Annotated in this window: 28 protein-coding genes and 1 tRNA gene; 9 read left to right on the top strand and 20 right to left on the bottom strand. The window is 71.1% G+C overall.

Features of this window, described 5'->3' with window-relative positions; genetic code table 11:
* Positions 1–10 precede the first annotated feature (10 nt).
* From ACOFKS_RS03025 to ACOFKS_RS02990, 8 genes are all read right to left on the bottom strand, one after another.
* Positions 11–457, bottom strand: coding sequence for a TM2 domain-containing protein (locus tag ACOFKS_RS03025; protein WP_419807767.1), 447 nt, complete (start codon positions 455–457; stop codon positions 11–13).
* Between the two features lie 41 nt (positions 458–498).
* A tRNA-Val gene (locus ACOFKS_RS03020) sits at positions 499–574 on the bottom strand.
* 49 nt (positions 575–623) lie between these two features.
* On the bottom strand, positions 624–1,487 hold the full coding sequence (locus ACOFKS_RS03015; RefSeq protein WP_419807766.1) for a hypothetical protein: 864 nt from the start codon (positions 1,485–1,487) through the stop codon (positions 624–626).
* Positions 1,484–2,992, bottom strand: coding sequence for an NAD(P)(+) transhydrogenase (Re/Si-specific) subunit beta (locus tag ACOFKS_RS03010; RefSeq protein WP_419807765.1), 1,509 nt, complete (start codon positions 2,990–2,992; stop codon positions 1,484–1,486). Before ACOFKS_RS03010 ends, ACOFKS_RS03015 begins: the two co-directional genes overlap by 4 nt.
* 3 nt (positions 2,993–2,995) lie before the next feature.
* On the bottom strand, positions 2,996–3,277 hold the full coding sequence (locus tag ACOFKS_RS03005; RefSeq protein ID WP_419807764.1) for a proton-translocating transhydrogenase family protein: 282 nt from the start codon (positions 3,275–3,277) through the stop codon (positions 2,996–2,998).
* Between the two features lie 11 nt (positions 3,278–3,288).
* Positions 3,289–3,627 (bottom strand): hypothetical protein, encoded by a 339-nt coding sequence (locus tag ACOFKS_RS03000; protein ID WP_419807763.1) that lies wholly within the window; start codon positions 3,625–3,627, stop codon positions 3,289–3,291.
* On the bottom strand, positions 3,624–4,745 hold the full coding sequence (locus ACOFKS_RS02995) for an NAD(P) transhydrogenase subunit alpha (RefSeq protein WP_419807762.1): 1,122 nt from the start codon (positions 4,743–4,745) through the stop codon (positions 3,624–3,626). Before ACOFKS_RS02995 ends, ACOFKS_RS03000 begins: the two co-directional genes overlap by 4 nt.
* A gap of 1 nt (position 4,746) precedes the next feature.
* A complete protein-coding gene (locus ACOFKS_RS02990; protein ID WP_419807761.1) occupies positions 4,747–4,884 on the bottom strand; it encodes an aa3-type cytochrome c oxidase subunit IV in 138 nt (45 codons plus the stop codon).
* Positions 4,885–5,000: 116 nt separating this feature from the next.
* On the opposite strand from ACOFKS_RS02990, the gene ACOFKS_RS02985 reads away from it, so the two are divergent.
* Positions 5,001–6,416: a sigma-54-dependent transcriptional regulator gene (locus ACOFKS_RS02985; RefSeq protein ID WP_419807760.1), complete on the top strand. Its 1,416-nt coding sequence runs from the start codon at positions 5,001–5,003 to the stop codon at positions 6,414–6,416.
* A 163-nt stretch (positions 6,417–6,579) separates the two neighbouring features.
* On the opposite strand, the gene ACOFKS_RS02980 is transcribed toward ACOFKS_RS02985, so the two are convergent.
* Entirely contained in the window at positions 6,580–7,269 is a 690-nt protein-coding gene (locus ACOFKS_RS02980) for an HAD family hydrolase (protein ID WP_419807759.1), read from the bottom strand.
* Positions 7,270–7,279: 10 nt separating this feature from the next.
* The gene (locus ACOFKS_RS02975) at positions 7,280–8,164 is read right to left on the bottom strand and encodes a bestrophin family protein (RefSeq protein WP_419807758.1); all 885 of its coding nucleotides are present in this window, start codon (positions 8,162–8,164) and stop codon (positions 7,280–7,282) included.
* A gap of 46 nt (positions 8,165–8,210) precedes the next feature.
* Here ACOFKS_RS02975 and ACOFKS_RS02970 point away from each other — a divergent pair, with 46 nt between their 5' ends.
* Positions 8,211–8,957 (top strand): SDR family NAD(P)-dependent oxidoreductase, encoded by a 747-nt coding sequence (locus tag ACOFKS_RS02970; RefSeq protein ID WP_419807757.1) that lies wholly within the window; start codon positions 8,211–8,213, stop codon positions 8,955–8,957.
* Positions 8,958–8,985: 28 nt separating this feature from the next.
* Here the strand turns inward: ACOFKS_RS02970 and ACOFKS_RS02965 are convergent, their stop codons facing one another.
* Positions 8,986–9,516, bottom strand: coding sequence for a DUF2306 domain-containing protein (locus ACOFKS_RS02965; RefSeq protein WP_419807756.1), 531 nt, complete (start codon positions 9,514–9,516; stop codon positions 8,986–8,988).
* Between the two features lie 145 nt (positions 9,517–9,661).
* Here ACOFKS_RS02965 and ACOFKS_RS02960 point away from each other — a divergent pair, with 145 nt between their 5' ends.
* Entirely contained in the window at positions 9,662–10,447 is a 786-nt protein-coding gene (locus ACOFKS_RS02960) for a LytTR family DNA-binding domain-containing protein (protein ID WP_419807755.1), read from the top strand.
* Here the strand turns inward: ACOFKS_RS02960 and ACOFKS_RS02955 are convergent.
* Both ACOFKS_RS02955 and folP read right to left on the bottom strand, forming a co-directional pair.
* Entirely contained in the window at positions 10,425–10,817 is a 393-nt protein-coding gene (locus ACOFKS_RS02955; RefSeq protein ID WP_419807754.1) for a hypothetical protein, read from the bottom strand. The genes ACOFKS_RS02960 and ACOFKS_RS02955 overlap by 23 nt on opposite strands.
* On the bottom strand, positions 10,814–11,866 hold the full coding sequence (gene folP / locus ACOFKS_RS02950) for a dihydropteroate synthase (protein ID WP_419807753.1): 1,053 nt from the start codon (positions 11,864–11,866) through the stop codon (positions 10,814–10,816). The genes ACOFKS_RS02955 and folP overlap by 4 nt, the downstream gene beginning before the upstream one ends.
* Here folP and ACOFKS_RS02945 point away from each other — a divergent pair.
* Genes ACOFKS_RS02945 through ACOFKS_RS02935 form a run of 3 tightly spaced genes read left to right on the top strand, consistent with a single transcriptional unit; the run spans position 11,865 to position 13,247 of the window.
* Entirely contained in the window at positions 11,865–12,242 is a 378-nt protein-coding gene (locus ACOFKS_RS02945) for a hypothetical protein (protein ID WP_419807752.1), read from the top strand. The two genes, folP and ACOFKS_RS02945, sit on opposite strands and share 2 nt — an antisense overlap.
* A gap of 6 nt (positions 12,243–12,248) precedes the next feature.
* Positions 12,249–12,824 (top strand): hypothetical protein, encoded by a 576-nt coding sequence (locus ACOFKS_RS02940; RefSeq protein WP_419807751.1) that lies wholly within the window; start codon positions 12,249–12,251, stop codon positions 12,822–12,824.
* A gap of 36 nt (positions 12,825–12,860) precedes the next feature.
* The gene (locus ACOFKS_RS02935; RefSeq protein WP_419807750.1) at positions 12,861–13,247 is read left to right on the top strand and encodes a hypothetical protein; all 387 of its coding nucleotides are present in this window, start codon (positions 12,861–12,863) and stop codon (positions 13,245–13,247) included.
* Positions 13,248–13,668: 421 nt separating this feature from the next.
* On the opposite strand, the gene rfbH is transcribed toward ACOFKS_RS02935, so the two are convergent.
* The 7 genes from rfbH to ACOFKS_RS02900 all read right to left on the bottom strand — a co-directional run bounded on the left by rfbH (position 13,669) and on the right by ACOFKS_RS02900 (position 21,568).
* Complete coding sequence (gene rfbH, locus ACOFKS_RS02930) at positions 13,669–15,012, bottom strand: lipopolysaccharide biosynthesis protein RfbH (protein WP_419807749.1); 1,344 nt, start codon at positions 15,010–15,012, stop codon at positions 13,669–13,671.
* An 83-nt stretch (positions 15,013–15,095) separates the two neighbouring features.
* Positions 15,096–16,181 carry a CDP-glucose 4,6-dehydratase gene (gene rfbG / locus ACOFKS_RS02925; protein WP_419807748.1) on the bottom strand — a complete coding sequence of 362 codons (1,086 nt, stop codon included), beginning with the start codon at positions 16,179–16,181 and terminating at the stop codon, positions 15,096–15,098.
* The gene (gene rfbF / locus ACOFKS_RS02920) at positions 16,178–16,948 is read right to left on the bottom strand and encodes a glucose-1-phosphate cytidylyltransferase (RefSeq protein WP_419807747.1); all 771 of its coding nucleotides are present in this window, start codon (positions 16,946–16,948) and stop codon (positions 16,178–16,180) included. Before rfbF ends, rfbG begins: the two co-directional genes overlap by 4 nt.
* Complete coding sequence (locus ACOFKS_RS02915; RefSeq protein ID WP_419807746.1) at positions 16,945–18,069, bottom strand: site-specific DNA-methyltransferase; 1,125 nt, start codon at positions 18,067–18,069, stop codon at positions 16,945–16,947. Before ACOFKS_RS02915 ends, rfbF begins: the two co-directional genes overlap by 4 nt.
* Positions 18,070–18,186: 117 nt before the next feature.
* Positions 18,187–18,858, bottom strand: coding sequence for a ribonuclease HII (locus ACOFKS_RS02910; RefSeq protein WP_419807745.1), 672 nt, complete (start codon positions 18,856–18,858; stop codon positions 18,187–18,189).
* Positions 18,855–19,997, bottom strand: coding sequence for a bifunctional hydroxymethylpyrimidine kinase/phosphomethylpyrimidine kinase (gene thiD, locus ACOFKS_RS02905; protein ID WP_419807744.1), 1,143 nt, complete (start codon positions 19,995–19,997; stop codon positions 18,855–18,857). Before thiD ends, ACOFKS_RS02910 begins: the two co-directional genes overlap by 4 nt.
* Positions 19,994–21,568 (bottom strand): lysine--tRNA ligase, encoded by a 1,575-nt coding sequence (locus ACOFKS_RS02900; protein WP_419807743.1) that lies wholly within the window; start codon positions 21,566–21,568, stop codon positions 19,994–19,996. Before ACOFKS_RS02900 ends, thiD begins: the two co-directional genes overlap by 4 nt.
* A gap of 137 nt (positions 21,569–21,705) precedes the next feature.
* On the opposite strand from ACOFKS_RS02900, the gene ACOFKS_RS02895 reads away from it, so the two are divergent.
* Genes ACOFKS_RS02895 through ACOFKS_RS02885 form a run of 3 tightly spaced genes read left to right on the top strand, consistent with a single transcriptional unit; the run spans position 21,706 to position 25,620 of the window.
* Entirely contained in the window at positions 21,706–22,308 is a 603-nt protein-coding gene (locus ACOFKS_RS02895; protein ID WP_419807742.1) for a hypothetical protein, read from the top strand.
* 47 nt (positions 22,309–22,355) lie between these two features.
* The gene (locus ACOFKS_RS02890; protein ID WP_419807741.1) at positions 22,356–25,064 is read left to right on the top strand and encodes an ATP-dependent DNA helicase; all 2,709 of its coding nucleotides are present in this window, start codon (positions 22,356–22,358) and stop codon (positions 25,062–25,064) included.
* A gap of 16 nt (positions 25,065–25,080) precedes the next feature.
* On the top strand, positions 25,081–25,620 hold the full coding sequence (locus tag ACOFKS_RS02885) for a SixA phosphatase family protein (protein WP_419807740.1): 540 nt from the start codon (positions 25,081–25,083) through the stop codon (positions 25,618–25,620).
* Positions 25,621–25,671 lie beyond the last annotated feature (51 nt).

The raw sequence follows: 25,671 nt of genomic DNA, 5'->3' as shown, positions 1-25,671 counted from the left end.
TCGGGCGCGCTCAGTCCGTGCCGTACCGCCGCGCGAAGTCACGGTCGCTCATCACCAGGTAGCGGATGAAGTCGATGAACGCCCACGGTCCCGTGACCAGCAGCCCCACCACCGTGCAGGTGAGCACCAGCATGACGATTCCCGATCCGGTCCGCCCGACGTAGAAGCGATGAATGCCCAACGTGCCGAGAAAGAAGGCGAGCAGCGCCGCCACGATCCGGTTGCGGTCGGTGGTCGGCTCGTGGCGTGATGCGGGCGCGGGTGCCGACGACACGACGGGCGCGGTGCCCGCCACGGCCGGCACCGGAAAGATCGAGGTCGCCCGCGTCTCTTCGGGCTCAAAGTCGACCGGCAGCCCGACCGCGGGCTCGCCGCGATGCGCCCAGTCCTCGGGACGAAAACGATACCGCCGCCCGTCTTCGCCGGCGAGCTGTCCCTCGCCTGTCCGGAGGTCCACGCCCAAAATCTGTCCGCGCACGCTCGCCTCTCGATCGATGGTGGTGGGCGCTGACGGGCTCGAACCGCCGACATCTTCCGTGTAAAGGAAGCGCTCTACCAACTGAGCTAAGCGCCCTCCGGCTAGCGCGATGCCACAGCTTGGCCCGTCGCGCGAGAGGCAATGACTATCCCAGCGGCATACCGGCGCGGTCCAGCGCCGCCAGATAGCCGCGCATCGCGGCCGAGCCGCGCGCCGACAACCCCATAAAGGCGCGACGCTTGTCCCGCAGGTCCGGCCGGCGTTCGAACAGGCCGTCCTCTACCAGACGGCCGATCCAGCGTAGCGCGGTGGTCGGGGCGACATGCGCGGCGATGCAGAGCGACGAGACCGAGACCCTGCCGCCTTCCAGCTCGGCAGCGAACAGGTCGAGGAGCATGTCCCAGGCGGGGTCCTCGAACAGGTCATTGCCGAAGAACTGTGCGCGCAGGCGCCGGGCGCGGATGGCCAGGCGCACGGTCGCGGCATCGACGAGGACTTCGAGCCCCGCAGGACCGGCGTCGTAGGCGGGGCGGCGATCGGCCAGCAAGCTCGCGCCTTCGTCGGCGGCGAGGCGGGCAAGGACGCCGGCGATACGCCCCACCTCTTCGCTGAAGCGACGCAGGCGGGCAGGCTCGCCCTCGCGTACACCGTCGGGGGCCGCAGCCTCCTGCGCCGCGATCGCCAGCGCGGCGACGCGCTCGGCCGGCGACGGCGCGCAGAGCAGTTGCGCGTCCGACAGCAGCACCGCATCGGCGACCAGATCGAGCTGATCGAGATCGCAGACGACGAGATCGGCGCGCTCCAGCGCTGCCGGATCGGCTAGCGCCACCTCTCCCAACCCGCCGAGATCGATCGCGAGCAGCGCGCCCACATCGACCAGCAGCGGCGCATCCCAGGCAAGCGTGGCGACGATCCGGCCGCCGGCCAGCGCGACCGCTTCCACCATGGCCCCGTCGCCGCCGCCGACCACCACGACGTCGAACGGATCGCCCAGCCTATCCCAACTCATGCGAGCGCCTTGACGATCTCTTCGGTCATCTTCTTGGCGTCGCCGAGCAGCATCATGGTGTTGTCCATGTAGAACACGTCGTTGTCGACGCCGGCATAGCCGACGCCGCCCATCGAGCGCTTGATGAACAGCACCGTCTTGGCGCGCTCGACGTCGAGGACGGGCATGCCGTAGATCGGCGAGGTCTTGTCGGTCTTCGCCGCCGGGTTGGTGACGTCGTTGGCGCCGATCACGAAGGCGATGTCGGTCTGCGCGAACTCGGCGTTGATGTCTTCCAGCTCGAACACGTCCTCATAGGGCACGTTAGCCTCGGCGAGCAGCACGTTCATGTGGCCGGGCATGCGGCCGGCGACGGGATGGATCGCATATTTCACGCGGACGCCCGCCTTCTTGAGCGTGTCGGTCATCTCACGCAGGATGTGCTGCGCCTGGCTGACCGCCATGCCGTAGCCGGGCACGATGATGACCTGTTCGGCCTGGCCCAGCAGGAACGCGGCGTCCTCGGCCGAGCCGCGCTTCCACGGGCGCTGTTCCTTGGCCTCGCCGCCGGTGTCCGCGACCGCGCCGAAGCCGCCGGCGATCACGCTGATGAAGCTGCGGTTCATCGCGCGGCACATGATGTAGCTGAGGATCGCGCCCGAGCTGCCCACCAGCGCGCCGGTGATGATCATCGCGGTGTTGTGGAGCGTGAACCCCATCGCCGCCGCCGCCCAGCCCGAATAGCTGTTGAGCATCGACACCACGACCGGCATGTCGGCGCCGCCGATCGGGACGATGAGCAGGAAGCCGATCGCGAACGACAGGATAACGATCGTCCAGAACACCCAGGCGCTCTGGTCCTGCGTGAACCAGCCGATCAGCCCCAGGATCGCGGCCAGCGTCGCGAGGTTGATGACGTGGCGGCCGGGCAGCAGGATCGGCTTGCCGCCCATGTTGCCGTTGAGCTTCAGGAACGCGATCACCGAGCCGCTGAACGTGATCGCGCCGATCGCGACGCCGAGGCCGAGTTCGATGCGAGAGACCGGGTTGATCTCGGGCGCGGCGCTCGCCGCAAACGCGGACATCTTACCGACGGACGACAGGATGCCGAACGCCTCGGGATTGAGATACGCGGCGACGCCGACCAGCACCGCCGCCAGGCCGACCAGCGAGTGGAAGGCGGCGACGAGCTGCGGCATCGCGGTCATCGCAATGCGTCGCGCGGTGACGAGACCGATGACGGCACCGACCGCGATAGCGGCGACGATCTCGCCAACGTTGATCCAGTCGATCACGAACGCGCCGTGCGCGCAGTCGCCGTAGATCGGGCAGACCGCCATCCGCAGCCGCTCGCCGGGCACATGCGTCAGCAACGTCGTGCCGACCGCGATCGCCATGCCGGCCATCCCGTATCGATTACCGCGCACGCTGGTCGCGGGGCTCGACAGACCACGCAGCGCCAGGATGAAACAGACACCGGCGACGAGATACGCGAGTGCGACCCAGGGGTTGACCGCGTGCGCCACGGCCTAGCGCCCCTTCTTCTGGTACATCGCCAGCATCCGGGCGGTCACCGCGAACCCGCCGAAGATGTTGATGCTCGCCAGCGTCACCGCCAGCAGCCCCAGCCACTTGGAACCGGCCGACCCCGCCGCGGCGGCGGCGATCAGCGCGCCGACGATGATGACCGAGGAGATTGCGTTGGTCACCGCCATCAACGGCGTGTGCAGCGCCGGGGTGACGCTCCAGACGACGTAATAGCCGACGAAGCAGGCCATCACGAAGATGGAAAGGATGGAGATGAAGTCCATGGCCGTGCTCCTCAGGTCGTGCACCAGGGGTCGCGGGCACCCCCGCCCTGACCCTCGATCCACGGTGCGCCGCCCCGGTCCGACCAGCTGTACCGCCGGAAGCCGATGCGGACGCCGGCCCGGTTCTTGGCGTCGACCTGACCGCAGACGACGTGCCGGTCGCCATCGTCGGCGGGAGTCCGCGGCGCATCCTGGACGATGTAGACGTCGCGGAAGCGAGCCGAGCCGGGATCGATCAGCCGGCGCGTCACCGCGTCCCGCGCCTGGATCGTCACGCGCTCTTCGGCCGGACGGTCGCAGGCGGCGAGCGGCAGCGCGCAGGCCATGATCGCGATATGCCAATGTTTCATCCGAGCAGCCTCGCATGCACGATCCTGCCGCCCTGCGTCAGGCGGATCGCATCGCCGATCTCGGCGTCGAGCACCGGCCGGCCGGCGTCCTTGTCCCAGAAGGCGTTCAGGAAGTTGAAGAGGTTGCGCGAGAACAACGCGCTGGCGTCGGCGGCCAGGCGCGACGGCACGTTGCGGTGGCCGACGATCCTGACGCCATGGCGTGTAACCACCTCGCCCGCGACCGCGCCCTCGACGTTGCCGCCCTGCTCGACCGCGAGATCGACGACGACGCTGCCGGGACGCATCGTCGCCAACTGCGCGTCGGTGACCAAGCGCGGCGCGGGGCGGCCGGGGATCAGCGCGGTGGTGATGACGATGTCCTGCTTGGCGATGTGCGCCGATACCAGCTCGGCCTGCGCCGCCTGATATTCCGGGCTGGTCTCGCCGGCATAGCCGCCCGCGCCCTCGCCCTCGATGCCGGCGACGTTCTCGACGAAGACCGGCTTCGCGCCCAGCGACATGATCTGCTCGCGCGTCGCCGAGCGGACGTCGGTGGCGGAGACCTGCGCGCCCAGCCGGCGGGCGGTGGCGATCGCCTGCAGCCCGGCGACGCCGACGCCCATCACGAAGACGCGCGCGGCCGAGACGGTGCCGGCGGCGGTCATCATCATCGGAAAGGCGCGGCCGTATTCCGCCGCCGCGTCCAGCACCGCCTTGTAGCCGGACAGGTTCGACTGCGAGGACAGGATGTCCATCGACTGGGCGCGGGTGATGCGGGGCATCAGCTCCATCGCCAGCGCTTCCACCCCGGCGGCGGCGTAGGCGTCGACGCGCTCGCGGGCACCGAAGGGGTTGAGGCTGGCCACGACCCAGGCGCCCGGCCGAGCGCCGGAAAGTGCCGCCGAATCAGGGCCTTGGACCCCGAGCACGATGTCCGCGTTCGCGACCGTCGCCGCCAGGTCGCCGACGCTCGCGCCGGCGGCGGCATAGTCGGCGTCCGCGAAGGACGCGGCCTCGCCCGCCCCCGCCTCGACCGCGACGCTCGCGCCCAGGGCGCCGAGTTTCTTGACGGTTTCGGGCGTGGCGGCGACGCGGCGTTCGCCGTCGGCGCGTTCGCGGAGGACGGCGATCTTCACCTCAATGGGCGATCAGCCAGATCACCAGCGCGGCGACGATCACCGCCGCCATCGTGCCCCATTTGAACAGCGCGATGACGCCGTCATAGGTCTGGACATGGGCCTTGAGGCTGCTGCGTTCGACCTGATCGTCTGCCATCACACCATTACCTTGCTGATACCGATGTCGGCTTAACTGGCGCATCGCCACCCGGCAATGCCGTTTCACGCGGCGTTTAAGCGGCCTTTACCGCTGGCCGATTATGGCGTGTCCCCATGACGCGCAACGGCCAACGCCTGCTACTCCTGATCGACGACGAGCCGGCGCAGCGCCGGCTGGTCGCGGCACTGGCGGCGCGCGGGGGATGGCGCGCGATCTTCGCCACCGACGGCGAGATGGGCGTGGCGACGCTGGGCACGCAGGACGGGATGCGGCTGGACGCGATCCTGCTCGACCACCAGTCGCCCGACACCGACGGCACCCCGATCATCGCCGCGCTGCGCGAACGCCGCCCCGCGCTGCCGATCCTGATGCTGACCGCCAACGGCTCGGTCGGGCACGCGGTGGCGGCGATGCGCGCGGGCGCGACCGATTTCCTGGTCAAGCCGCTGGCGCCCGAGCGGCTGCTCGCGGCGCTGGAAGCGGCGGTCGGCGGGCTGGCGGCGGGCGAGCTGCGGCCGCTGACCGAAAAGATCCCGGCGCTGCTCGGCTTCGACGAAATCGTCGGCTCCGCCCCCGACTTCCGCACCGCGCTGGCGATTGCGGCCAAGGCGGCGCGCGCGCGGGTGCCGGTGCTGATCGAGGGCGAGAGCGGGGTCGGCAAGGAGGTGGTCGCCGAGGCGATCCACGCCGCCTCGCCCCGCGCCAAGAAGCCGATGGTGTCGGTGAATTGCGGCACGATCCCCGCCAATCTGGTCGAATCGGAGCTGTTCGGGCACGAGAAGGGCGCGTTCACCGGCGCGTTCGAGCGCAAGATCGGGCGCCTGCAACAGGCCGACGGCGGCACGCTGTTCCTCGACGAGATCGGCGAGATGCCGTTGCAGGCGCAGGCCAAGCTGCTGCAACTGCTCCAGACCGGCGAGGTCCACCCGGTCGGCGCGCGTCATGCCCGCGTCGTCGACGTGCGCGTGATCGCGGCGACCAACCGGCGGCTGTGCGACGAGGTCGAGGCGGGGCGCTTCCGCGCCGATCTGCACGACCGGCTGACGGTGGTGCCGGTGACGATCCCGCCGTTGCGCGAGCGTGCCGGCGACATCCCGGCGCTGACGCGGCACCTGCTGGCGCGGATTGCGCAACAGCCGGGGCTGCGCGCGCTGGGCGTCACCGACGACGCGCTGCAGCTGCTCGCCGATTACGACTGGCCGGGCAACGTCCGCCAATTGCAGAACGCACTGTTCCGCGCCGCCGTGCTGTGCGACGCCAATGCGCTGACCCGCGACGACTTCCCGCAGATCGCGAGCCTGGGGGCGCGGCGCAACGCGACGGCGCAGGCGGCGATCGCGGGCGGCGTGACGCTGTTCCGCGCGGACGGCAACATGCGGCCGCTGGAGGATATCGAGGCGGACGTGATCCGGCTGGCGATCGGGCATTATCGCGGGCGGATGACCGAGGTCGCGCGGCGGCTGGGGATCGGGCGGTCGACGCTTTACCGCAAGCTGGGCGAGCTGGGGATCGACAGCGCGGCGGCGTAGGCGCAGCGCGGCTTGCCGCGCACCGCGGCGAAACTCACGCAAGCCCGGCCGGCGGGTCGCGCCAGCGAACCCGTCTGTCGATGCCGTCGTACATGGATGCTGAAACGAGTTCAGCAAGACGCTGAAGAAGCGGGACCCCGGCTCAAGGCCGGGGTGACGATGTTCAGAGCCCGGCAATCCAGTCCGGCAGCTCGGCCAGCGACCTCAACTCCCGGAACCGCGCATCCGTCGGCATCTCGCCCGCCTCGTGCGCCCAGGCGCCGGGTTGCGGGATGAACGCGGCCCAGGCGCCGGCCGCCAGCGCGGGCAGCACGTCGGAGCGCAGCGAATCGCCGGCCATCAGGCAGCGCTCGGGCACCACCCCGTGCTTCGCGAACACGCGCGCGAAGGTGTCGGCGGTCTTGTCGCTGACGATCTCGACCCCCGCGAACAGCTCGCCCAGTCCGGACGCGGCCAGCTTCGCCTGCTGGTGGAGCAGGTCGCCCTTGGTCACCAGCACCAGCGGCGCCCGCTCCGCCAGCCGCACCAGCGTGTCGGCAACACCGTCGAACAGCTCGACCGGATGCGCCAGCAGCGTCCGGCCCGCGGCGAGGATATCGCGCACCGCCGCCACCGGCAGCGCGTCGCCGCCCAGTTCCAGCGCGGTCTCGATCATCGACAGCGTGAAGCTCTTCGCGCCGTAGCCGTAATGCGGCAGATTACGCGTCTCTACCTGCAACAGCCGTTCGCGCGCGACGCCTGTCGCCGCGAACGGCGCCACCATCGCCAGCAGCGCCTCCTCGGTCGCGGCGAAGAAGCGCATGTTGTGCCACAGCGTGTCGTCGGCATCGAGGCAGATGAGGTCGATCGGCATCGCCCCTACCCTACCAGAGCACGCCCTTGACCGGCGTCAGCGGCGCGGGCGCTGCGTCGCCGATCGCCTGGAGCAGATCGATCTCGATCGTCCGGCACATCGCCGACAGCGGCACGTCGTGGACGGTGTCGGCGAAGGGGTCGACCAGGTCGTCGCCGATCTGGAGCACGGCCAGGAACATCAGCCCCGCGACCGTCGAGCCGAGCGGGGTCGCGAAGCCCAGCGTCTCGACCAGCCCGATCGGCAACAACAGGCAGAACATGTGCGTGAACAGCGTCGGGAAGAAACGGTACTGGTTGGGCAGCGGCGTGTTCTTGAGCCGCTCCATCGCACCCTGCGCGTTGCTGATGTCGACCAGGTCGCGCTCGATCGCCGCCTGCTGCACCGTGTCGAGCCAGCCACGGCGTACCGCATCGGCGACGCGGCGGCCGGTGCCGTCGATCAGGCCGTTGGCGGCGTTGGTGCGGGCCAGCGCCGGCTCCGCCTCTCCCTTCGACAGGAAACGCAGCACCTCGGCATCGTGCGGCTGGCGACGCAGCTGGCACCGCAGCGTGTTCACATAGGCGATCTGGCGCAGCACGATCGTGCGCTTCAGGTCGCGGGCGCCGTCGTCGGGCAGGAAGTTGCGGACCGCGCGCGCCAGGCTGCGCGAGGCGTTGATCATCGCGCCCCACTGGACGCGCCCCTCCCACCAGCGCTGATAGGCGGAATTGTCGCGAAAGCCGAGGAACAGCGCCAGCGCCGAGCCGAACAGCGTCAGTGGCAGCGACGGCGCGCGGAACGGCAGCTTGAAATAGGCGATGGTGACGATCACGTCCCAGACGAACAGCACCGTCAGCGGTGGCCACACCTCGCGCACGATGTGGCTGAGGCGGGGGGTGGCCGAAACGATCATCGCCGGCCCCTAGCTGTGCGGGCCGGGCGACGCTACCGCGTGAAGCATGCGTTTCACCGGCAGGACCGCGCTCGTCACCGGCGCCGCTTCGGGCATCGGGCTGGCCGTCGCGACGCGGCTGGCGGCGGAAGGGGCGGCGCGGCTGGTGCTGGTCGATATCGACGGCGCCGGACTCGATCGCCTCGACCTGCCCTGCTCGGTCGAGCGATTGACGGGGAGCGTCGCGGACGAGGCGTTCTGGGCGGCGGTCGCGCCGGTGCTGGCGGGGATCGACGTGGCGGTGGTCAACGCCGGCGTCGCCGGGGCGGGACCGATCGCCGATCTCGACTTCGCGGAGTGGCGGCGGATCATGGCGGTGAACCTGGACGGCGCGTTCCTGACGCTGCGCGCGGCGTTGCGGGCGATGAACGAGAACGGCGCGATCGTCGCGGTGGCGTCGGCGGCGGGGCTGAAGGCGGAAGCGGGCGTGGCGGCTTATGGCGCGTCGAAGGCGGCGCTGCTGCATCTGGTCAGGGTCGCGGCGAAGGAGGCCGCGCCGCGCCGCATCCGCGTCAACGCGATCGCGCCGGCGGGGGTGGAGACGCCGGTGTGGGACACGGTGCCGATGTTCGCCGAGCGCGCGGCGGCGGTGGGGCGCGACGCCGCCTTCGCCGAGCTGGCGGCGATGGCGACGCCGCTGGGGCGCTATGCCACGGCGGACGAGATCGCGGGGCAGGTCGCGTTCCTGCTGTCCGACGACGCGGCGCTGGTGACGGGCGCGACGCTGGTCAGCGACGGCGGTTATACGCTGTAGGCCGCGGCCGCTCTCAGCGCGTTCGCCCTCACCCGACCAGCCAGACCCACATCAGCCGGCCCGGCAGGAACGACAGCAGCCCCGGCAGGATCAGTCCGGTGACGAACAGGATGACCAGCCCGCGCTTGTGCGCGGCGATGTCGCCGGCGCGCGCCCTCGCGATCGCGCGCCAGGCGGTGACCAGGACGACGGGGACGAGCAGGTGGATCCAGCTCAGCGAGCCACCGTTGAGGTGCCGGATCCACAGCGCCGACAGCGCGCCGACGACCATCAGCAGCATCCAGATCTTGCCGAGGCGGCGATGGCGGGCCGTGCCCTTGCGCGTCAGCAGCACATAGGCGCCGAGCGGCAGCGCCGGGATCACGGCGAGCAGGTGGATGACGAGCGCCACCTCCTTGAACGCCGCCACGCCGGGCGCCGCGCCGATCAGGACGCGCGCCAGCGCCAGCAGGATCGCGGCGGTGACGAGCCCGGCGCCGGTCGCGAGGAACGTGCGGGTGCCGGGACGCAGGTCGCCGGCGGGGCGGCGGACGGAGTGGGCGATGGCGAGGGTGGACATGGCGGCGGCTCCGATGAGGGGTCGTCACCGGTCATGCCGCCCGCCGCATCGCGGGCAAGCGCGGCTGCGTCGGTGGCACGGTTCCTTCGCGAGCGGCGTCACGCGGCCATTTCGCGATGCGCGAAGTGGCGGTAACGCTCGCGGCATGACGCTGCGCGAGACGCTGATCGACCTGGCCGTGATGATCGCGATCGGCGTCGCGCTGGCGCTGCTGGGGCCGTTCGGCAGCTTCGCGGCGCCGTTCGCGGTGCGGCTGCTGTACTGGCTGATGCTGTGCCTGGCCGGATACGCGCTCTACATGCCGGTCATCCGCGGCGGCGACGGGGTGGCGACACGGCTGGCGCTGCCGACGGCGGCGTTGTGGGTGGCGGGGTGGCTGGTCGCGAGCGCGCCGATGGCGGTGGTGGTGTGGTTCGCCAACGCGCTGTGGTCTCGGCGGTCGCCGCCGACGCTTGACGAGGCGGCGGCGCTGTACGGCGACGTGCTGGTGGTGGCGGGGATCGCGTGCCTGGTGCTGTGGTTCGTGACGGCGCACCGGCGGCGGGAGGAGGCCGTGTCGCCGGAACTCGGCGAGCGCGGGCCGGACGCGACGGTTTCGCCCGGTGCCGACGTGCCGGCATCGCCGCGCCTGCTCGACCGGCTACCGCCGCATCTCGGCCGCGACCTGCTCGCGCTGGAGATGGAGGATCATTATGTCCGCGCGCACACGGCGGCGGGGTCGGCGCTGCTGCTGCTGCGGATGCGCGATGCGGTGGCGGAGCTGGACGGGATCGACGGCGCGCAGGTGCATCGCAGCTGGTGGGTGGCGCGCGCGGCGGTGACGGGCAGCGTGCGCGACGGGCGCAACGTGCGGCTGCGGCTGGCGAACGGGGTGGAGGCGCCGGTCGCGCGCGCCGTCGCGGGCGACCTCAGGGCGGCGGGGTGGTGGTAGCCAAGCGGCACGGCATCGGCCCCCACGTCGCCGGCCACTCGGCGAAATCGGCGGCGGCGTGGACGCCGGCGTCCGCGCCGATCGCGAACCAGACGAAGCGCGGCGGGTCGGGCCAGCCGTGCCAGTCGCGCTCCATCACCGCCCAGCGGCGCTCGTCCACCTCGGCCAGCGCGACGCAATCGTCGGCGAAGCGGCTGAAGCGGGGATGCTGCCGCCACCATCGCGCCGCCGCGTCGGACGGGGATCGCCAGGTGACGGATCGCCGCCGGGCGCGACGGTAGCGGGCGAGCCAGCGGAGGTCCTCGATCAGCCCCTGCCCCATGCCGTCGGGCGATGGCGGGCCGAGGAGCAGCTCGCGCAGCCGGCTCACCCGACCAGCGCCTGGTCCCTCAACCCGCGCCACACCCGCAACGCCTGCACCGTCGCGGCGACGTCGTGGACGCGGTGGAGCTGGACGCCGGCGTCGGCGCCCCTGATCGCCAGCGCGATGCTGCCGCCCAGCCGCTGGTCGGCGGGCGCTTCGTTCGACAGCGCGCCGATCAGCCGCTTGCGGCTGGCGCCGAGCATCAGCGGCACGCCGAGCCCGTGGAACATGGCGAGGCCGTTCAGCAGCTGGAGGTTCTCCGCCAGCGTCTTGCCGAAGCCGATGCCCGGATCGGCGACGATGCGCGTCCGCGGCACACCGGCGGCGACGACCGCGGCGATGCGCGCGTCAAGCCAGTCGAACACCTCCGTCACCACGTCGCGATAGCCGGTGCGGCCGTGACCGCCGTCCTTCGGATCGGGCGAATGCATCAGCACCACCGGCGCGCCGCTCCGCACCACCACGTCGAGCGCGCGGTCGTCCCAGAGCAGCGCCGAGACGTCGTTGACGATGGCCGCGCCCGCCGCGAGCGCCGCCTCCATCACCGCCGCCTTGCGCGTGTCGATCGAGACCAGCGCACCGCCGCGGGCGAGCCGCTCGACGACGGGGACGGCGCGCGCGATCTCGTCCCCTTCCCACACGGTCGTAGCACCAGGCCGGGTCGACTCGCCGCCGACGTCGACCAGCGCCGCGCCGGCCACCAGCATATCGGTCCCCGCCGCCGCCGCGCCCGCCGGATCGCCCGCATGCGCGCCGCCGTCGGAGAAGCTGTCGGGCGTGACGTTGAGGATGCCCGCCATCGCCGGCTGATCGAACCGCAGCGTGCGTTCGCCGAGTTGCAGCGGCGGGCGGGGCGCGGTGATGCGCGCGTGGAGCGCCACCGCCCGCTCGCCCAGCGTCGCGACCTCGGCGACCGACACGGTGCGCCGCGCGCCGCCCTCGCGCACCTCATAGGCGGCGAACCACTGCATCCCCCCCGCCAGCCGAACGGCGGCGCCGTCCGCGAGGTGGACCGGGGAGGCGACGAACTGGGTGGGGAGGAGGTGAAGCGTCATGCCGACCACCCTATCCGGGCCGCTCCCACGATCCAACGCCGCGTTCCGGTGGGACGTGGAATCGACCAACCCGCCTTGCACGCAGGCCATCATGAGCATAGCCCGTCGCCACGATTCAGCCGACAGGAGACGCGAGATCGTCGCACCATCCATGATCGGGCTGTCGAAGATGATCGACGTCCCGCCCGACCTGATCGATTGGCTGCTTCGGCTGATTCAGCAGGGCGGGCGCGAGCTGTTCCCGGTGCCGGAGGTGCCGTCGATCATCCCACCGGCTTGGCGGCCCTGGTTGTCGCCGATCTCCGAGATTCAACGGCGGCTGGAAGAAGTGGCGCGGGCTGCAGCGCGCGACGCGGCGGCGGCGGCCTACGCCTGAGCGCGCATGGAGGCGCTCGACGTTCTCGTCGGCGCGCCCTGCCTGGCCGCAGCCGGCGTGTTCGCCAGCACCGGTCACGCCGACGCCGCCCTCCTGCTGCGCGAGTTCGTCAACGCGACCGGACCACAGACGCGCTCCTTTGCCGTCGGATCGGCCTTCTCGCTCGGTTTCGCGCGATCGGAAACGACGACGAAAAGCGTCGCCGGGGCCCTGCGCATATGGAAGGATCGCGCCGGCGGCCTTCAGGCAAACGGCGGAACCATCACGCGATTGTCGAGCACCTTCGTTCCACTGGCGCCGACCATACGACTGCTCCCGACGCCTGGGCCCGGGGTTCGCGTCATCGGGTCGCCAGGGGCCCATGTCATTGGCTCTTTCAGCTATCAGGGGAGGCTGGTCGGCAACGACATTGCGGAGTGGGAGGCCTCGAACCAATTGAGCCTCAAGTCTAATTTCGCGGATAATTGGACCAAGCGCGTCAACACCCACCTGGTCGACGACAATGCGCGTCCCGCGAAATACGGAAGCACCAATCAGGTCATCGCGTGGCGCACGACGTTGGATGGGGCGGTGATGGGATAGATGACACCACGCAGACTCCTAGCCACGCTCGTCCTCGTGTCGTTGCCGACCGGCTGCGCCGTCAACGGCGAGCGTGCGGTTCCCGGCACCTACGTCGCCCATGACATGGGCCTCACCGCCATCGAGCCGCCGGTGACGCTGATGATCGCGCCGTCCCATCGCTATCGCTTCTGCCAAGGAACGAGATGTGCGGCCGGCAGCTGGTCGTATCGCTACTTTCCCGAGGCCCAGAAGGGCAGGCTTACGATCGTCGGGCCCGAGTTTGAAACCTGGTCACTCGCCTTTCTGACGGCGGCTTACGGCAACAGCGAGGTGCTTCGGCAGAGGGGCATTCAGGGATCGGTGGACATGGATTTCGACACCGGCCCCGGCCAGACCTCGATCACGATCGGCGCCGGCGATGCCGCCTTCGTCAGGCAGTGATGCGCCGGGCCGGGTCGCGAGCCGATCGGTGAGACGAAGGTGCTCGGGCAAGCGACGCCGCGCCGCCTCCTCGCAGCGCTCGTCATGCTGTCGCGGACGTCCGCGTGCGTACACGGCGAAAGCACACTCTACGGATCGGTAGGTCGCGCATGACATGGCGCTGATCGAGGTGACGCCGGTAACCCTGCCCTCGACCGATCGGGTCGACTTTGGTTCTGCATGGGTGAGCGTTGCGCGAATGGCCGATGGTTCGTCCGCCACTATGGCGATGCCGGTGACCGGATCATGCTGGTCGGCTCGGAGCCGGAAGCGAGGATGCGACGGCGCGGAAACAACACTGAGCGCAGGCGATGCCGTAATCGTCAAACGCCGACGCTCGGCGCGATCGGCAGCGCCAGGGTCGCCTGCCGGCCTTACCCCGTCAGGCCGCTTCGTCCCCGCGCATCTCCTGCGCCACCGCGTCCAGCGTGGCGGCCATATAGTCCAGCCGCTGGTCGTCGATGCCCGGCCAGACGCCGACCCAGAAGCTGTCCGTCATGATCTTGTCGGTGCGCGTCAGGTCGCCGTGGACGCGGTAGTTCACGTCGCGGAAGGCGGGCTGACGGGTCAGGTTGCCCGCGAACAGCATGCGGGTGCCGACCTTGCGCTCCTCCAGCCGCTGGACCAGCCGGTTGCGGTCGATGCCGGTGCCGTCGCGCACCGTCAGGAGATAGCCGAACCAGCTCGGCTGGGTGCCCGGCGTGGGTTCGGGCAGGTGGAACAGCCGGTCGAGTCCGCGCGCGCGCAGCCGCTCGGTCAGGCGATCGAAGTTCTCGCGTCGCCGCGCGATGAAGCGGTCGAGCTTCTGGAGCTGGCTGACGCCCACCGCCGCCTGCATGTCGCTGACCTTCAGATTGTAGCCGACATGGCTGTAGGTGTATTTGTGGTCGTAGCCCTTGGGCAGATCGCCCAGCCGCCAGCCGAACCGCTTGTTGCAGGTGTTGTCGCAGCCGGGCTTGCAATAGCAGTCGCGGCCCCAGTCGCGAAAGGACTCCGCGATCTTGGCGAGCAGCGGGCTGTCCATCAGCACCGCCCCGCCCTCCCCCATCGTGATGTGGTGCGCGGGGTAGAAGCTGAGCGTCGCGACGTCGCCGAAGGTGCCGACCTGCCTGCCCTCCGCCAGCGCGCCGAAGGCGTCGCAGCAATCCTCGACCAGCCACAATTTATGTTGCTTGCAGATCGCCTGCACCCGCGCGACGTCGAACGGGTTGCCGAGCGAATGCGCGATCATCACCGCGCGCGTCCTGTCGGTGATCGCCGCCTCCAGCAGGTCGACGTCGACATTGTGCGTCGCGAGGTCGACGTCGACGAACACCGGCACGCAGCCATATTGGACGATCGGCGAGACCGTGGTCGGGAAACCGGCGGCGACGGTGATGACCTCGTCGCCCGGCTTGATGCGGCGCTCGCCGAGCTTCCACGAGGTGAGGCACGCGAACGCCAGCAGGTTCGCCGCCGAACCCGACACGGTGAGCTTGGCGTGGCGCAGCCCGAAACGCGCCGCGGCCTCCTCCTCGAACCGGTCGGCGAAACGCCCGGCGGTCAGCCACATGTCCAGCGAGGCGTCGATCAGGTGACCGCAATCGTCGGCATCCATCACCTTGCCCGACGGCGGGATGTAGGTCTCGCCGGGGACGAACGGCGCGGGCGGACGGGAGTCGAAATATTCTCGGGCGAGCCGGATGATCTCCGCGCGCTTGTCGTCGGGGCGCTGTTCGTCGGACATGGGGGCGGGCACCGGAACTGCGGATGGGAACAGAGCCGGATCGGTATGCGCTCGTCCGGAGGATGTCGATAGCGCCGCCGGGATCAGGCGGCGGCGACGTAATCGGCGAGCTGGCGCTCCGTGTATCGCACCATGTCGGCGCCGTCGTGATGCGCGCGATACCAGGCGACGGTCAGCGCCAGGGCGGCGTCGATGTCGAGGCGTGGCCGCCAGCCGAGTTCCTGGCGCGCCCTGGCGCAGTCGAGCTTCAGCGTATGCGCCTCGTGCGGGTGGACGCCGTCGTCCTGCGCCCAGCGCGCGCCGTCGCCCCATGCCGTCGCCAGCCGGTCGGCGACCGCGCCGACGGTGACGTTCTCGTCCACCGACGGGCCGAAGTTCCACCCCTGCCCGAAGCGTGCGTCGGCGCAGGCGCGCTCGGCGAGCAGGAGGTAGCCCGCCAGCGGCTCCAGCACATGCTGCCAGGGACGGACGGCAAGGCGATTGCGGACCGCCAGCGGGGTGCCGGCGGCGAAGGCGCGGATCGCGTCGGGCACCAGGCGGTCCGCCGCGAAGTCGCCGCCGCCGATGACGTTGCCCGCGCGGGCGGAGGCGATCGTCGTGCCCGCGCCGGGCGCGAAGAAGCTGTGGCGATAAGCGTCGACGACCAGCTCGCACGCGGCCTTGCTGTTGGAATAGGGATCGGCGCCGCCCAGCCGGTCGGTCTCGCGATAGCCCCAGACCCAGCCTTCGTTCGCGTAGCATTTGTCGGTGGTGACGATCACCGCCGCCTGCACGCCGCCGCAGGTCCGAACCGCATCGAGCAGATGGACCGTGCCCATGACGTTGACGGCATAGGTGCCGACCGGATCGTCGTACGACGCGCGCACCAGCGGCTGTGCGGCGAGGTGGAGGACGATCTCCGGACCGAACGCGGTCAGGCTGGCGCGCAGCGCGTCGGCGTCGCGGATGTCGCCATGCTCGGACTCGATCCCGCGCCCGGCGTCGGCGAGGTGGAACAGCCCCGGCTCCTCCGCCGGCAGCGCGAAGCCCTTGACGATCGCGCCCATCGACCGGAGCCAGATCGCGAGCCAGCTGCCCTTGAAGCCGGTGTGGCCCGTCAGGAACACCCGCTTGCCGCGCCAGAAGGCGGGTGCCGGCCCGCGCTGGACGGCGCTATCAGGGGCGCTCACCAGAGTTTCCAGGGCGCCCGGTCGGATGCCCACAATGCTTCCAGATGCTGCTTGTCGCGCAGCGTGTCCATCGGCTCCCAGAAGCCGCGATGCTGATAGGCCATCAGCTCGCCGTCGTCGGCGAGGCCGCGCAGCGGCTCCTGCTCCCACGCCGTGTCGTCACCCGCCAGCCGCGCCAGCACGCGGGGCGACAGGACGAAGAAGCCGGCGTTGATGACGCCGCTGCCGCCGACCGGCTTTTCGAGGAACTGCGTGACGCGGTCGCCCTGGATATCGAGCGCGCCGAACCGCGCCGGCGGCGGCGCCGCGGTCAGCGTCGCGTCGCGTCCGTGCGCGCGGTGAAAGGCGATCGAGGCGGTGACGTCGATGTCGCCGACGCCGTCGCCATAGGTCATGCAGAACGCTTCCTCGTCGCGCAGGTGGTCGGCGACGCGGAGCAGGCGGCCGCCGGTCTGCGACTGGTCGCCGGTGTCGACCAGCGTCACATTCCACGCCTCCGCGCGGCGCTGATGCACCTCCATCCGGTTCTCGCCCATGCGAAAGGTGACGTCGGACATGTGCAGGAAGTAGTTGGCGAAATACTCCTTGATGACATAGCCCTTGTAGCCGCAGCAGATCACGAAGTCGGTGATGCCGTGCGCGGCGTAGATCTTCATGATGTGCCACAGGATCGGGCGGCCGCCGATCTCCACCATCGGCTTGGGGCGCAGCGAGGTCTCTTCGCTGAGCCGGGTGCCGAGCCCGCCCGCCAGGATCACCGCTTTCATGGCTGCGTCGCCAGCAGATAGCGCTGGCGGATCGTGTCGATCGGCTTGAGCACGCCTTCGGTTTCGTGATGCCAGAACGACCAGCCGTTGCACGCGGGCGCGCCCTGGAGCGTCGCACCCAGCTTGTGGATCGAGCCGACCGTGCCGCAGCCGCTGAGCAGCGAGCCGTCGGCGCGGACGGTGGCGGTGAAGCGGCGCTTCGCGTCGGTCAGCACCGCGCCCGGCGCGAGATAGCCGGTCTCAACCAGCGTGCCGAACGCGACCTTGGGCTGCGAGCGCGGCGACTGCATCGTCGCCAGCGCCGATTCGTCGAGCGGCAGCGCCGCCTCGATCCGCGCGGTGGCGGCCGCGCAATAGCCCGGCTCGCGCTCGATCCCGACCCAGCGGCGCCCGAGCCGCTTCGCCACCGCGCCCGTCGTGCCGGTGCCGAAGAACGGGTCGAGCACGACGTCGCCGGGCTTCGTGCAGGCGAGCAGCACGCGATAGATCAGCGCCTCCGGCTTTTGCGTCGGATGGACCTTGTGCCCGTCCTGCTTGAGCCGCTCCGGCCCGCCGCAGATCGGAAACTCCCAGTCGGACCGCATCTGCAGCTCGTCGTTGAGCGTCTTCATGCTGCGATAGTTGAAGGTGTATTTCGCCCCCTCGCCCTTCGACGCCCAGATCAGCGTCTCGTGCGCGTTGGTGAAGCGGGTGCCGCGGAAATTGGGCATCGGATTGGCCTTGCGCCAGACGATGTCGTTGAGAATCCAGAAGCCCAGATCCTGCACCGCCGTGCCGACGCGGAAGATGTTGTGGTAGCTGCCGATCACCCACAGTGTGCCGTCGTCCTTGAGCAGCCGGTGCGCCTCCGCCAGCCAGGCGCGGGTGAAGGCGTCGTAATGGCGGAAGCTCTCGAACTTGTCCCAGTCGTCGGTGACGGCGTCGACATGGCTGCCGTCGGGGCGATGCAGGTCCCCGCCGAGCTGGAGGTTGTAGGGCGGGTCGGCGAAGATGCAGTCGACCGACTTCGCCGGCAACGCGCGCATCGCGGCGATGCAGTCGCCCATGACGATGCTGTCGAGCGGCAGCGGCTCGGCCTCCGCCACCGTCGTCGCGCGCCTGATCCTTGTCGTTATCCCCACGCGACCCCGCCTCCCTGGCAGCTGAAAAGCCGGTCCGACCGGCCCTTCGTCAAGCGAACATTGGTTAACGAGCGCGGTTACGATCGCGTTAACGAACGGAACGGAGATGGGGTGGACCTAGATATTGAGTCCGTCGCCGGGTGGCGGACTCAACCCGTGGGGGTGTGGCGCGGAGGACTCACCCCATCGCGCAAGCACCGCCTCGGCCACGGGGGCGAAGCTGCGGCGGTGCAGCGGGGTCGGGCCGTGCTCGCGCAGCGCGCGGCGATGGGCGGGGGCGGCATAGCCCTTGTTCGAATGCCAGTCATATTGCGGGTATGATTCGGCATGGGCGAGCATGATCGCGTCGCGGGTGTGCTTGGCGACGATCGAGGCGGCGGCGATCGATAGCGACAGCGCGTCGCCGCCGACGATCGCGGTGGCGGCGCGATCCCAGCGCGGCAGGCGGTTGCCGTCGACCAGGATATGGGCGGGCGCCTGCGCCAACGCCTCGACCGCGAGCGTCATCGCCTTCATCCGTGCCCAATAGATGTTGAGCCGGTCGATCTCGTCCGCCTCGACGATGCCGATGCCGACGACCGCGCAGGCGAGCAGGCGGCCGTGGAGGCGGGCGCGCTCGGCGGCGGGGAGCTTTTTCGAATCGTCGATACCGCGCGGGACGCCGCGCACGGGCAGGATCACGGCGGCGGCGACGACCGGCCCGGCGAGCGGGCCGCAGCCGGCCTCGTCGACCCCGGCGACGGGGGCCAGGCAGAGCCGTTCGTGGCGCAGCGAGGGGCGTTTGCTCATGCGATGCGCCATGGCGGATAGCGGCGGTTCTCGTCGGCGGCGAACAGGCAAACCGCGTTGCCGCTGGGGTCGGTCAGCCGCGCCTCGCGCCAGCGCCACGGCTGGTCGGTCGGGACCTCGGCGACGTCGATGCCGAGACGGCGCAGGCGGACGAGCTGGCTGTCCAGATCCTCGACCTCGAGGAAGATCGTGGGCCGAGCCCCGGCTTCGAGCGACAGCGTCGTGCCGCCGGGCGCCTCGAAGCGTGCATAGCCGTGGTCGGTGGCGACGACCTGCCTGAGGCCGAGCGCTTCGTAAAAGGCGAGGTCGGTGGCGGCGCCGGCCGACGGCAGCGTCACCTGATTGAGGCGCGGGCCGGGGCCGAGGTCCTGACGCACCTGCTGTTGCCCCATCGGGCCGTGGCCTTGCCCCAGGCCCGGCGCGTCCTTGATCGCGAGCCGGACGAACTGGCGCGCGCGGGCGATCGCGGCCTTGAGCGGCTTCCCGCGCGCGAGGTTGACCGCAAGCGCGCTCGCCAGCGTGCAGCCGGTGCCGTGCGTCGCGGTCGATTCGATCCGCTCGCTCTCCCATTGCGCGCCGGCATGAATGCTGGCGGGCGCGGCGTGGGTGACGAGGCGGTCGACCAGCATCGCGCCGTCGCCATGGCCGCCCTTGACGAGCAGCGCCGGCGCGCGGGCGAGCACCGCCGCCTCGCCGCCCAACGCCGCCAGCTCGGGAAGATTCGGGGTGACGACGGTGCACAGGTCCATCAGCCGCCCGAACGCGGCGATCGTGTCGGCGTCGGCGAGCACGGCGCCCGAGGTCGCGACCATGACGGGGTCGAACACGATCGGGATCGGCCTGGCGGGGTCGAGCGCCGCCAGCCAGTCGGCGACCGCGTGCGCGGTCTCGGCCGAGCCGATCATGCCGATCTTGACCGCATCGACGCCGATGTCGTCCGCACAGGCGCGCGCCTGCGCCACGACCATCTCGGCCGGCACCGGCATCACCGCCTGCACGCCCAGCGTGTTCTGCGCGGTGATCGCGGTGATCGCCGTCATCGCATGGCCGCCGAGCATGGTGACGGTCTTGATGTCCGCCTGAATCCCCGCGCCGCCGCCCGAATCGGACCCGGCGATGATGAGGATGCGCGGCGTCACCGTGCGAGCGCCTCGGCGATCAGCGCGCGCGTCTCGGCGATGCCGTAGAGTGCCACGAAGCTGCCCATGCGCGGTCCCTGCGACGACCCGAGCAGCGTCTCGTACAACGCCTTGAACCAGTCGCGCAGCGCCTCCTTGCCGAACACCGTCTTGCCGGTTTCGTAAACCAGCGTCTGGAGATCCTCCGCGCTCGCATCGGCGGACAGCGTGGCGAGGCCGTCGTCGAACAGCCGCAGCGCCTCCGCCTCGCGCGCGTCGGGCGCGCGGCGGTGAAGCGTCGGTGCGACGGCGCTGGCGTGGTAACGGATCGCGAACGGCACCAGCGCGGTCAGCGCGGGGTCGCTCGCCTGCGCCGCCGGCAGATAGCGCCCGAGATAGCCGCGCACCTGCTCCTCGGTCGCGCCGGCACCGAGCACGCCGACCAGGTTGAGCAGCAGCCCGAACGGGACCGGCGGCACGCTGTCGGGCACGGCACCGTCGTGGATGTGGTGGACGGGGTTGCTCAACCGCTGGTCGAGCGGCTGGGCGGCATGGTCGGCGACAGACTTCCAGTAATCGTCCACCGCGCGCGGGATCACGCCCAGATGCAGCTGCTTGGCGCGCTTGGGCTCGCGATAGATGTAATAGGCGAGGCTCTCCTCCGGCCCGTTGTCCAGCCATTGTTCGATCGACAGGCCGTTGCCCTTGGACTTGGAGATCTTCTGCCCGGTATCGTCGAGGAACAGCTCGTAGACCAGCGTCTCGGGCTTGCGGCCGCCGAGGATGCGGCAGATGCGGCCGCCCAGCGCGGCGGAATCGATCAGGTCCTTGCCGTGCATCTCGTAATCGACGCCCAGCGCCGCCCAGCGCATGCCCCAGTCGGGCTTCCATTGCAGCTTCGCCAGGCCGCCGAGCACCGACTGTTCGACGCGGGTGCCCGCATCGTCGAACGCGATCGTGCCCGCCTCGGCATCGACGACCTCGACCGGCACCTGGAGCACGATGCCGGTCGACGGGCTGATCGGCAGCACCGGCGAATAAGTCGCGCGACGCTCGGCGCCGAGCGTCGGCAGCATCACCGCCATGATCTCGGCGTAGTGGCGCAGCACGCCCCGCAGCGCCTCGTCGAAGCGCCCGGCGGCGTAATAGTCGGTCGAGGACGCGAACTCGTAATCGAAGCCGAAGCGGTCGAGAAACGCGCGCAGCCGCGCGTTGTTGTGCGCGGCGAAGCTGTCATGCTTGCCGAACGGATCGGGGATGCGGGTCAGCGGCTTGCCGAGATGCTCGGCCAGCATCGCGCCGTTGGGGACGTTGTCGGGCACTTTCCGAAGCCCGTCCATGTCGTCGCTGAACGCCAGCAGCCGGGTCGGCTGGTCGGACAGCGTCGCGAAGGCACGCCGCACCATCGTGGTCCGCAGCACCTCCTGAAACGTGCCGATGTGCGGCAGCCCCGACGGGCCGTAGCCGGTCTCGAACAGGATCGGCGCGCCGTCTGGCTTGCCGTCGGGCCAGCGCGCGAGCAGCTTGCGCGCCTCCTCGAACGGCCAGGCCTTGGAGGCGAGCGCGGCGGGGCGGAGATCGTCCTGGGTCATGGCGGGTGACTAGCGCCCTCGGACGCGAGCGTCACCCCGTGGCCCTCGGCCTGCGCCACCGACCGGCGAGCGGCCCGACGCCCGTTTGTCGCGCGACGCTGTCGACCGGCGACGCGCGCGGATAGGCCGGACCGACCATGGATCAGCTCTCTCCCACCCAACGCGCCGCCGTCGATCGGCAGCTCGATCCGGGCGAGCGGTTGTTGTGGGCGGCGGGCACCAGCACCGGGATGCAGGCGGGCGCGCTCGCCCCCGGCTGCGTCGGTGTCCCCTTCGTGCTGTTCGGGCTGTGGCCGCTGCTGACCGCGCTGTCGCGGGTCCGCACCGTGTTCGACGAGCAGAACGGCCTTCTCGCCTTCCTGATCTTCGCCGGGTTCGGCACGCTCTTCACCGGCGTCGGCGTGCTCGCGATCCGGCAGGGCTTCCGCAGCCGCCGCGACGAGGCGGCGGCGGTGTGGGCGGTGACCGACCGGCGCTTCTTCAAGGCGATCGACCGGCCGAACCGTCGCGTGCTGGAGGCTGTGCCGCTCAGGTTCGTGACTGGAGTCGACGTGGTCGAATACGGCGACGGCTCCGGCAGCCTGACGATCACCACCGACGCACCGCACAATCTGCGCCGCAAGGGCGCGGGCGCGCGCCGCGGCCGATATCTCATCATGGGCGTGCGCGACGCCGCCAATGCGCGACGGATCATCCAGACGGAGGTCGACCGCGCCGCCGCCGAGCACCGTTCCGACTGAGACGAACCGTCGTTCCCCTCCCGTTCCTCCCGCGCTAGGGAGGTGTCGTGCTCCCCCACCCTGCCCTTCATGCCAGCCACGCCGGCATCTGGCTCGCGACGCGCGAGGGGGCGCGGGCGATCGGGCGGGCGGAGGCGATCCGGGTCGCGGCGGAGACGCCGGTCATCCTGTTGAACGCGCCGTTGATCGGGCAGCGGCTGGGCTATGCCGAGCTGTCGGGGCTCGACCTGCTGGAGCTGTTCGCGTTCATCCACCCGGCGAAGTTCGCGGTGCCGACCCCGGCGGGGCTGGCGCGTGCGGTCGACCTGTCGCCGCCCGAGCGTGACGAGGATGTCGGCAGCTTCCTGCTAGAAGCGGCGGAGGCGCTGCTGGCGGGGACGGCGGGCGAGTGGCCGGAGCGCGAGGGTGCGTGGAGCGCGGCGCAGTCGCTGCAACGGCTGCGCTGGCCGTGGGCGCCGGCGGTGCTGGAGCGGCTGACCAAGCCCGAACGCGCCGAGCGGTGGCTGTTCTCGCGGTTGCCCGAATGGGAGGAGGCGCCGCCGCGTCCGGCGCCGCGCACCGTGACGATCGACCCCGCCGAGGTCGCGACCCGGCTGGCGGCGCTTACGGGCAGCGTCGGAGGAAGTGGGGGGGCGGAGGAGCGGCCGGGGCAACGCGCCTATGCCGCCGCCGCCAGCGCCGCCTTCGGTCCGCGCAGCGTCCGTGACGCGCCCAACCTGATCCTGGCGCAGGCGGGGACCGGCATCGGCAAGACGCTGGGCTATCTCGCCCCCGCCGCGATCTGGGCGGAACAGGCGGGCGGGGCGGTGTGGATCGCGACCTTCACCAAGGCGCTGCAACGCCAGCTGGCGCATGAGACCGCGCGGCTCCACCCCGACCCCGCCGAGCATCGCGCGCGGGTGACGACGCGCAAGGGGCGCGAGAACTATCTGTGCCTGCTCAATCTGGAGGACGCGCTTCAGGGCGGGTTCGCGGGGCGGGCGGCGGTGCTGGCGCAGCTGGTCGCGCGCTGGGGCGCCTACACCGCCGACGGCGACATGGTCGGCGGCGACCTGCCGGGCTGGCTGACGACGCTGTTCCGCCGCAACGGGCAGGTGGCGCTGACCGACCGGCGCGGCGAGTGCATCTATGCCGGCTGCCCGCATTACCGCAAATGCTTCATCGAGCGCGCGGCGCGGGCGTCGGCGCAGGCGGACATCGTCATCGCCAACCACGCGCTGGTGATGGTCAACGCCGCGCGCGGGCGCGAACTGGCGACGCGGCCGACGCGCTATGTCTTCGACGAGGGGCATCACCTGCACGACGCCGCCGACGCGATGTTCGGCGTGGCGCTGACCGGGGCGGAGCTGATCGAGCTGCGCCGCTGGATCGTCGGGCCGGAGGCGGGCGGGCGCGGGCGGCGGCGGGGATTGCAGGCGCGGCTGCTCGACGTCGCCAGTTACGACGAGGCGGGCAACCGTGCGATCGTCGATACCGTCGACGCGGCGCGCGCGCTGCCGAGCGACGGCTGGCTCGGGCGACTGGTCGAGGGCCAGCCGTTCGGCCCGATCGAGGCGCTGCTCGCCGCCGTGCGCGGGCTGACCTATGCGCGCGCCGAGCAGCCCGGCGACGCGGGCTATGGGCTGGAGACCGAGCTGGCCGAGCCGACGCCGGCGCTGATCGAGGCCGCCGCGCCCGCCGCGCAGGCGCTGGACGCGCTGGTGCGGCCGCTCAACGCGTTGGGGCGGCGGCTGGAGGCGGTGCTGGCGGAGGCGCCCGACTGGATGGACGCGCCCGCCCGCGCCCGGATCGAGGGCGCGATCGCCTCGACCGGATGGCGCGCGGAGACGGTGGCGGCGTGGCTGGCGCTACTGGCGCGGATCGGCGGACCGGCGGATCCGGACTTCGTCGACTGGCTGGCGGTCGATCGCGCGGACGGGCGCGAATATGATGTCGGGCTGCACCGCCGCTGGCTCGATCCGACGCGACCGTTCGCCGAGGTGGTGCTGAAGCCCGCGCACGGCGTGCTGGTGACCTCCGCGACGCTGACCGCGGGGGGCGACTGGGCCTATGCGGAGGCGCGGGCCGGGGCGCCGCATCTCGGCCGCCCCGCCACCTCGTTCGAGGCGCCGAGCCCGTTCGACTATGCCGAGCAGGCGGAGGTGCTGATCGTCACCGACGTGATCCGCGGCGACCTCGGCAGTCTCGCCAACGCCTATGCGCGGCTGATCGCGGCGGCGGGCGGGGGGACGCTGGGATTGTTCACCGCCATCCGCCGGCTGCGCGGCGTCCACGGGCGGATCGCCGACCGGCTGGCGCGCGACGGCCTGCCGCTGCACGCGCAGCATGTCGATCCGATCGACACGGGGACGCTGGTCGACATCTTCCGCGACGATCCCAACGCCAGCCTGCTCGGCACCGACGCGCTGCGCGACGGGGTGGACGTGCCGGGTCACTCGCTGCGGCTGGTGGTGATGGAGGGCGTGCCCTGGCCCAAGCCGACCGTGCTCCACGCCGCACGCAAGCTGGCGGGCGGCGGTGCCGCGTTCGACGACCGGCTGGTCCGTGCGCGACTGGCGCAGGCGTTCGGGCGGCTGATCCGCACGTCGGCCGATCGTGGCGCGTTCGTGCTGCTGTCCGCCGCCATGCCGTCACGACTGCTGTCGGCCTTTCCACCAGGGGTGCCGATCGTGCGCGTGACGCTCGACGAAGCGATCGCGCGCGTCGCATCGCGGCTATCATCGCCCGCCCGGTTGGGGCATGACGCCCCTGCCTGACGCGGGAGGGGCGGACGTGAAGACCTTGACGCTGCTGCGCCATGCCAAGTCGGGCTGGGACGATCCCGTGCAACGCGATTTCGACCGGCCGCTCAACGGCAAGGGCAAGCGCGCCGCGCAGACGGTCGGCAAGCATCTGCGCCGCGAGGGCGTCGAGTTCGACCATGTCGTCGCCTCGCCCGCGTTGCGGGTGCAGCAGACGCTGGAGGACGTCGCGGTCGGCTATGGCCGGACGCTGGCACCCGTGTGGGACCGCCGCATCTATCTCGCCTCGGCGGCGACATTGCTCGACGTCGCGCGCGACCTGCCCGACGGCGCGGCGACGGCGCTGCTGGTCGGGCACAATCCGGGGCTGGAGGATCTGGTGCTGCTGCTGGTGCCCGACGCCGAGCCGGGGCTGCGCGACGCGGTGGAGGAGAAATACCCGACCGCGAGCGTCGCCCAGCTGCGCTTCGAGGTCGATCGCTGGCGCGACCTGGCCGAAGGGGCGGCGACGCTGGTGCGGTTCGTCCGGCCGCGCGATCTGGACGCCAGCCTGGGGCCGGACGCGGGCTGACGAAAGCACCGGGCGCGGCACGGTCGGCCCGATCGCGCGTTGTCGGTAGTC

Origin of the sequence: Sphingomonas sp. (assembly GCF_965200135.1) — a bacterium.
Lineage (GTDB): Bacteria > Pseudomonadota > Alphaproteobacteria > Sphingomonadales > Sphingomonadaceae > Sphingomonas.
This window is presented reverse-complemented; position numbering and strand designations above follow the sequence as displayed.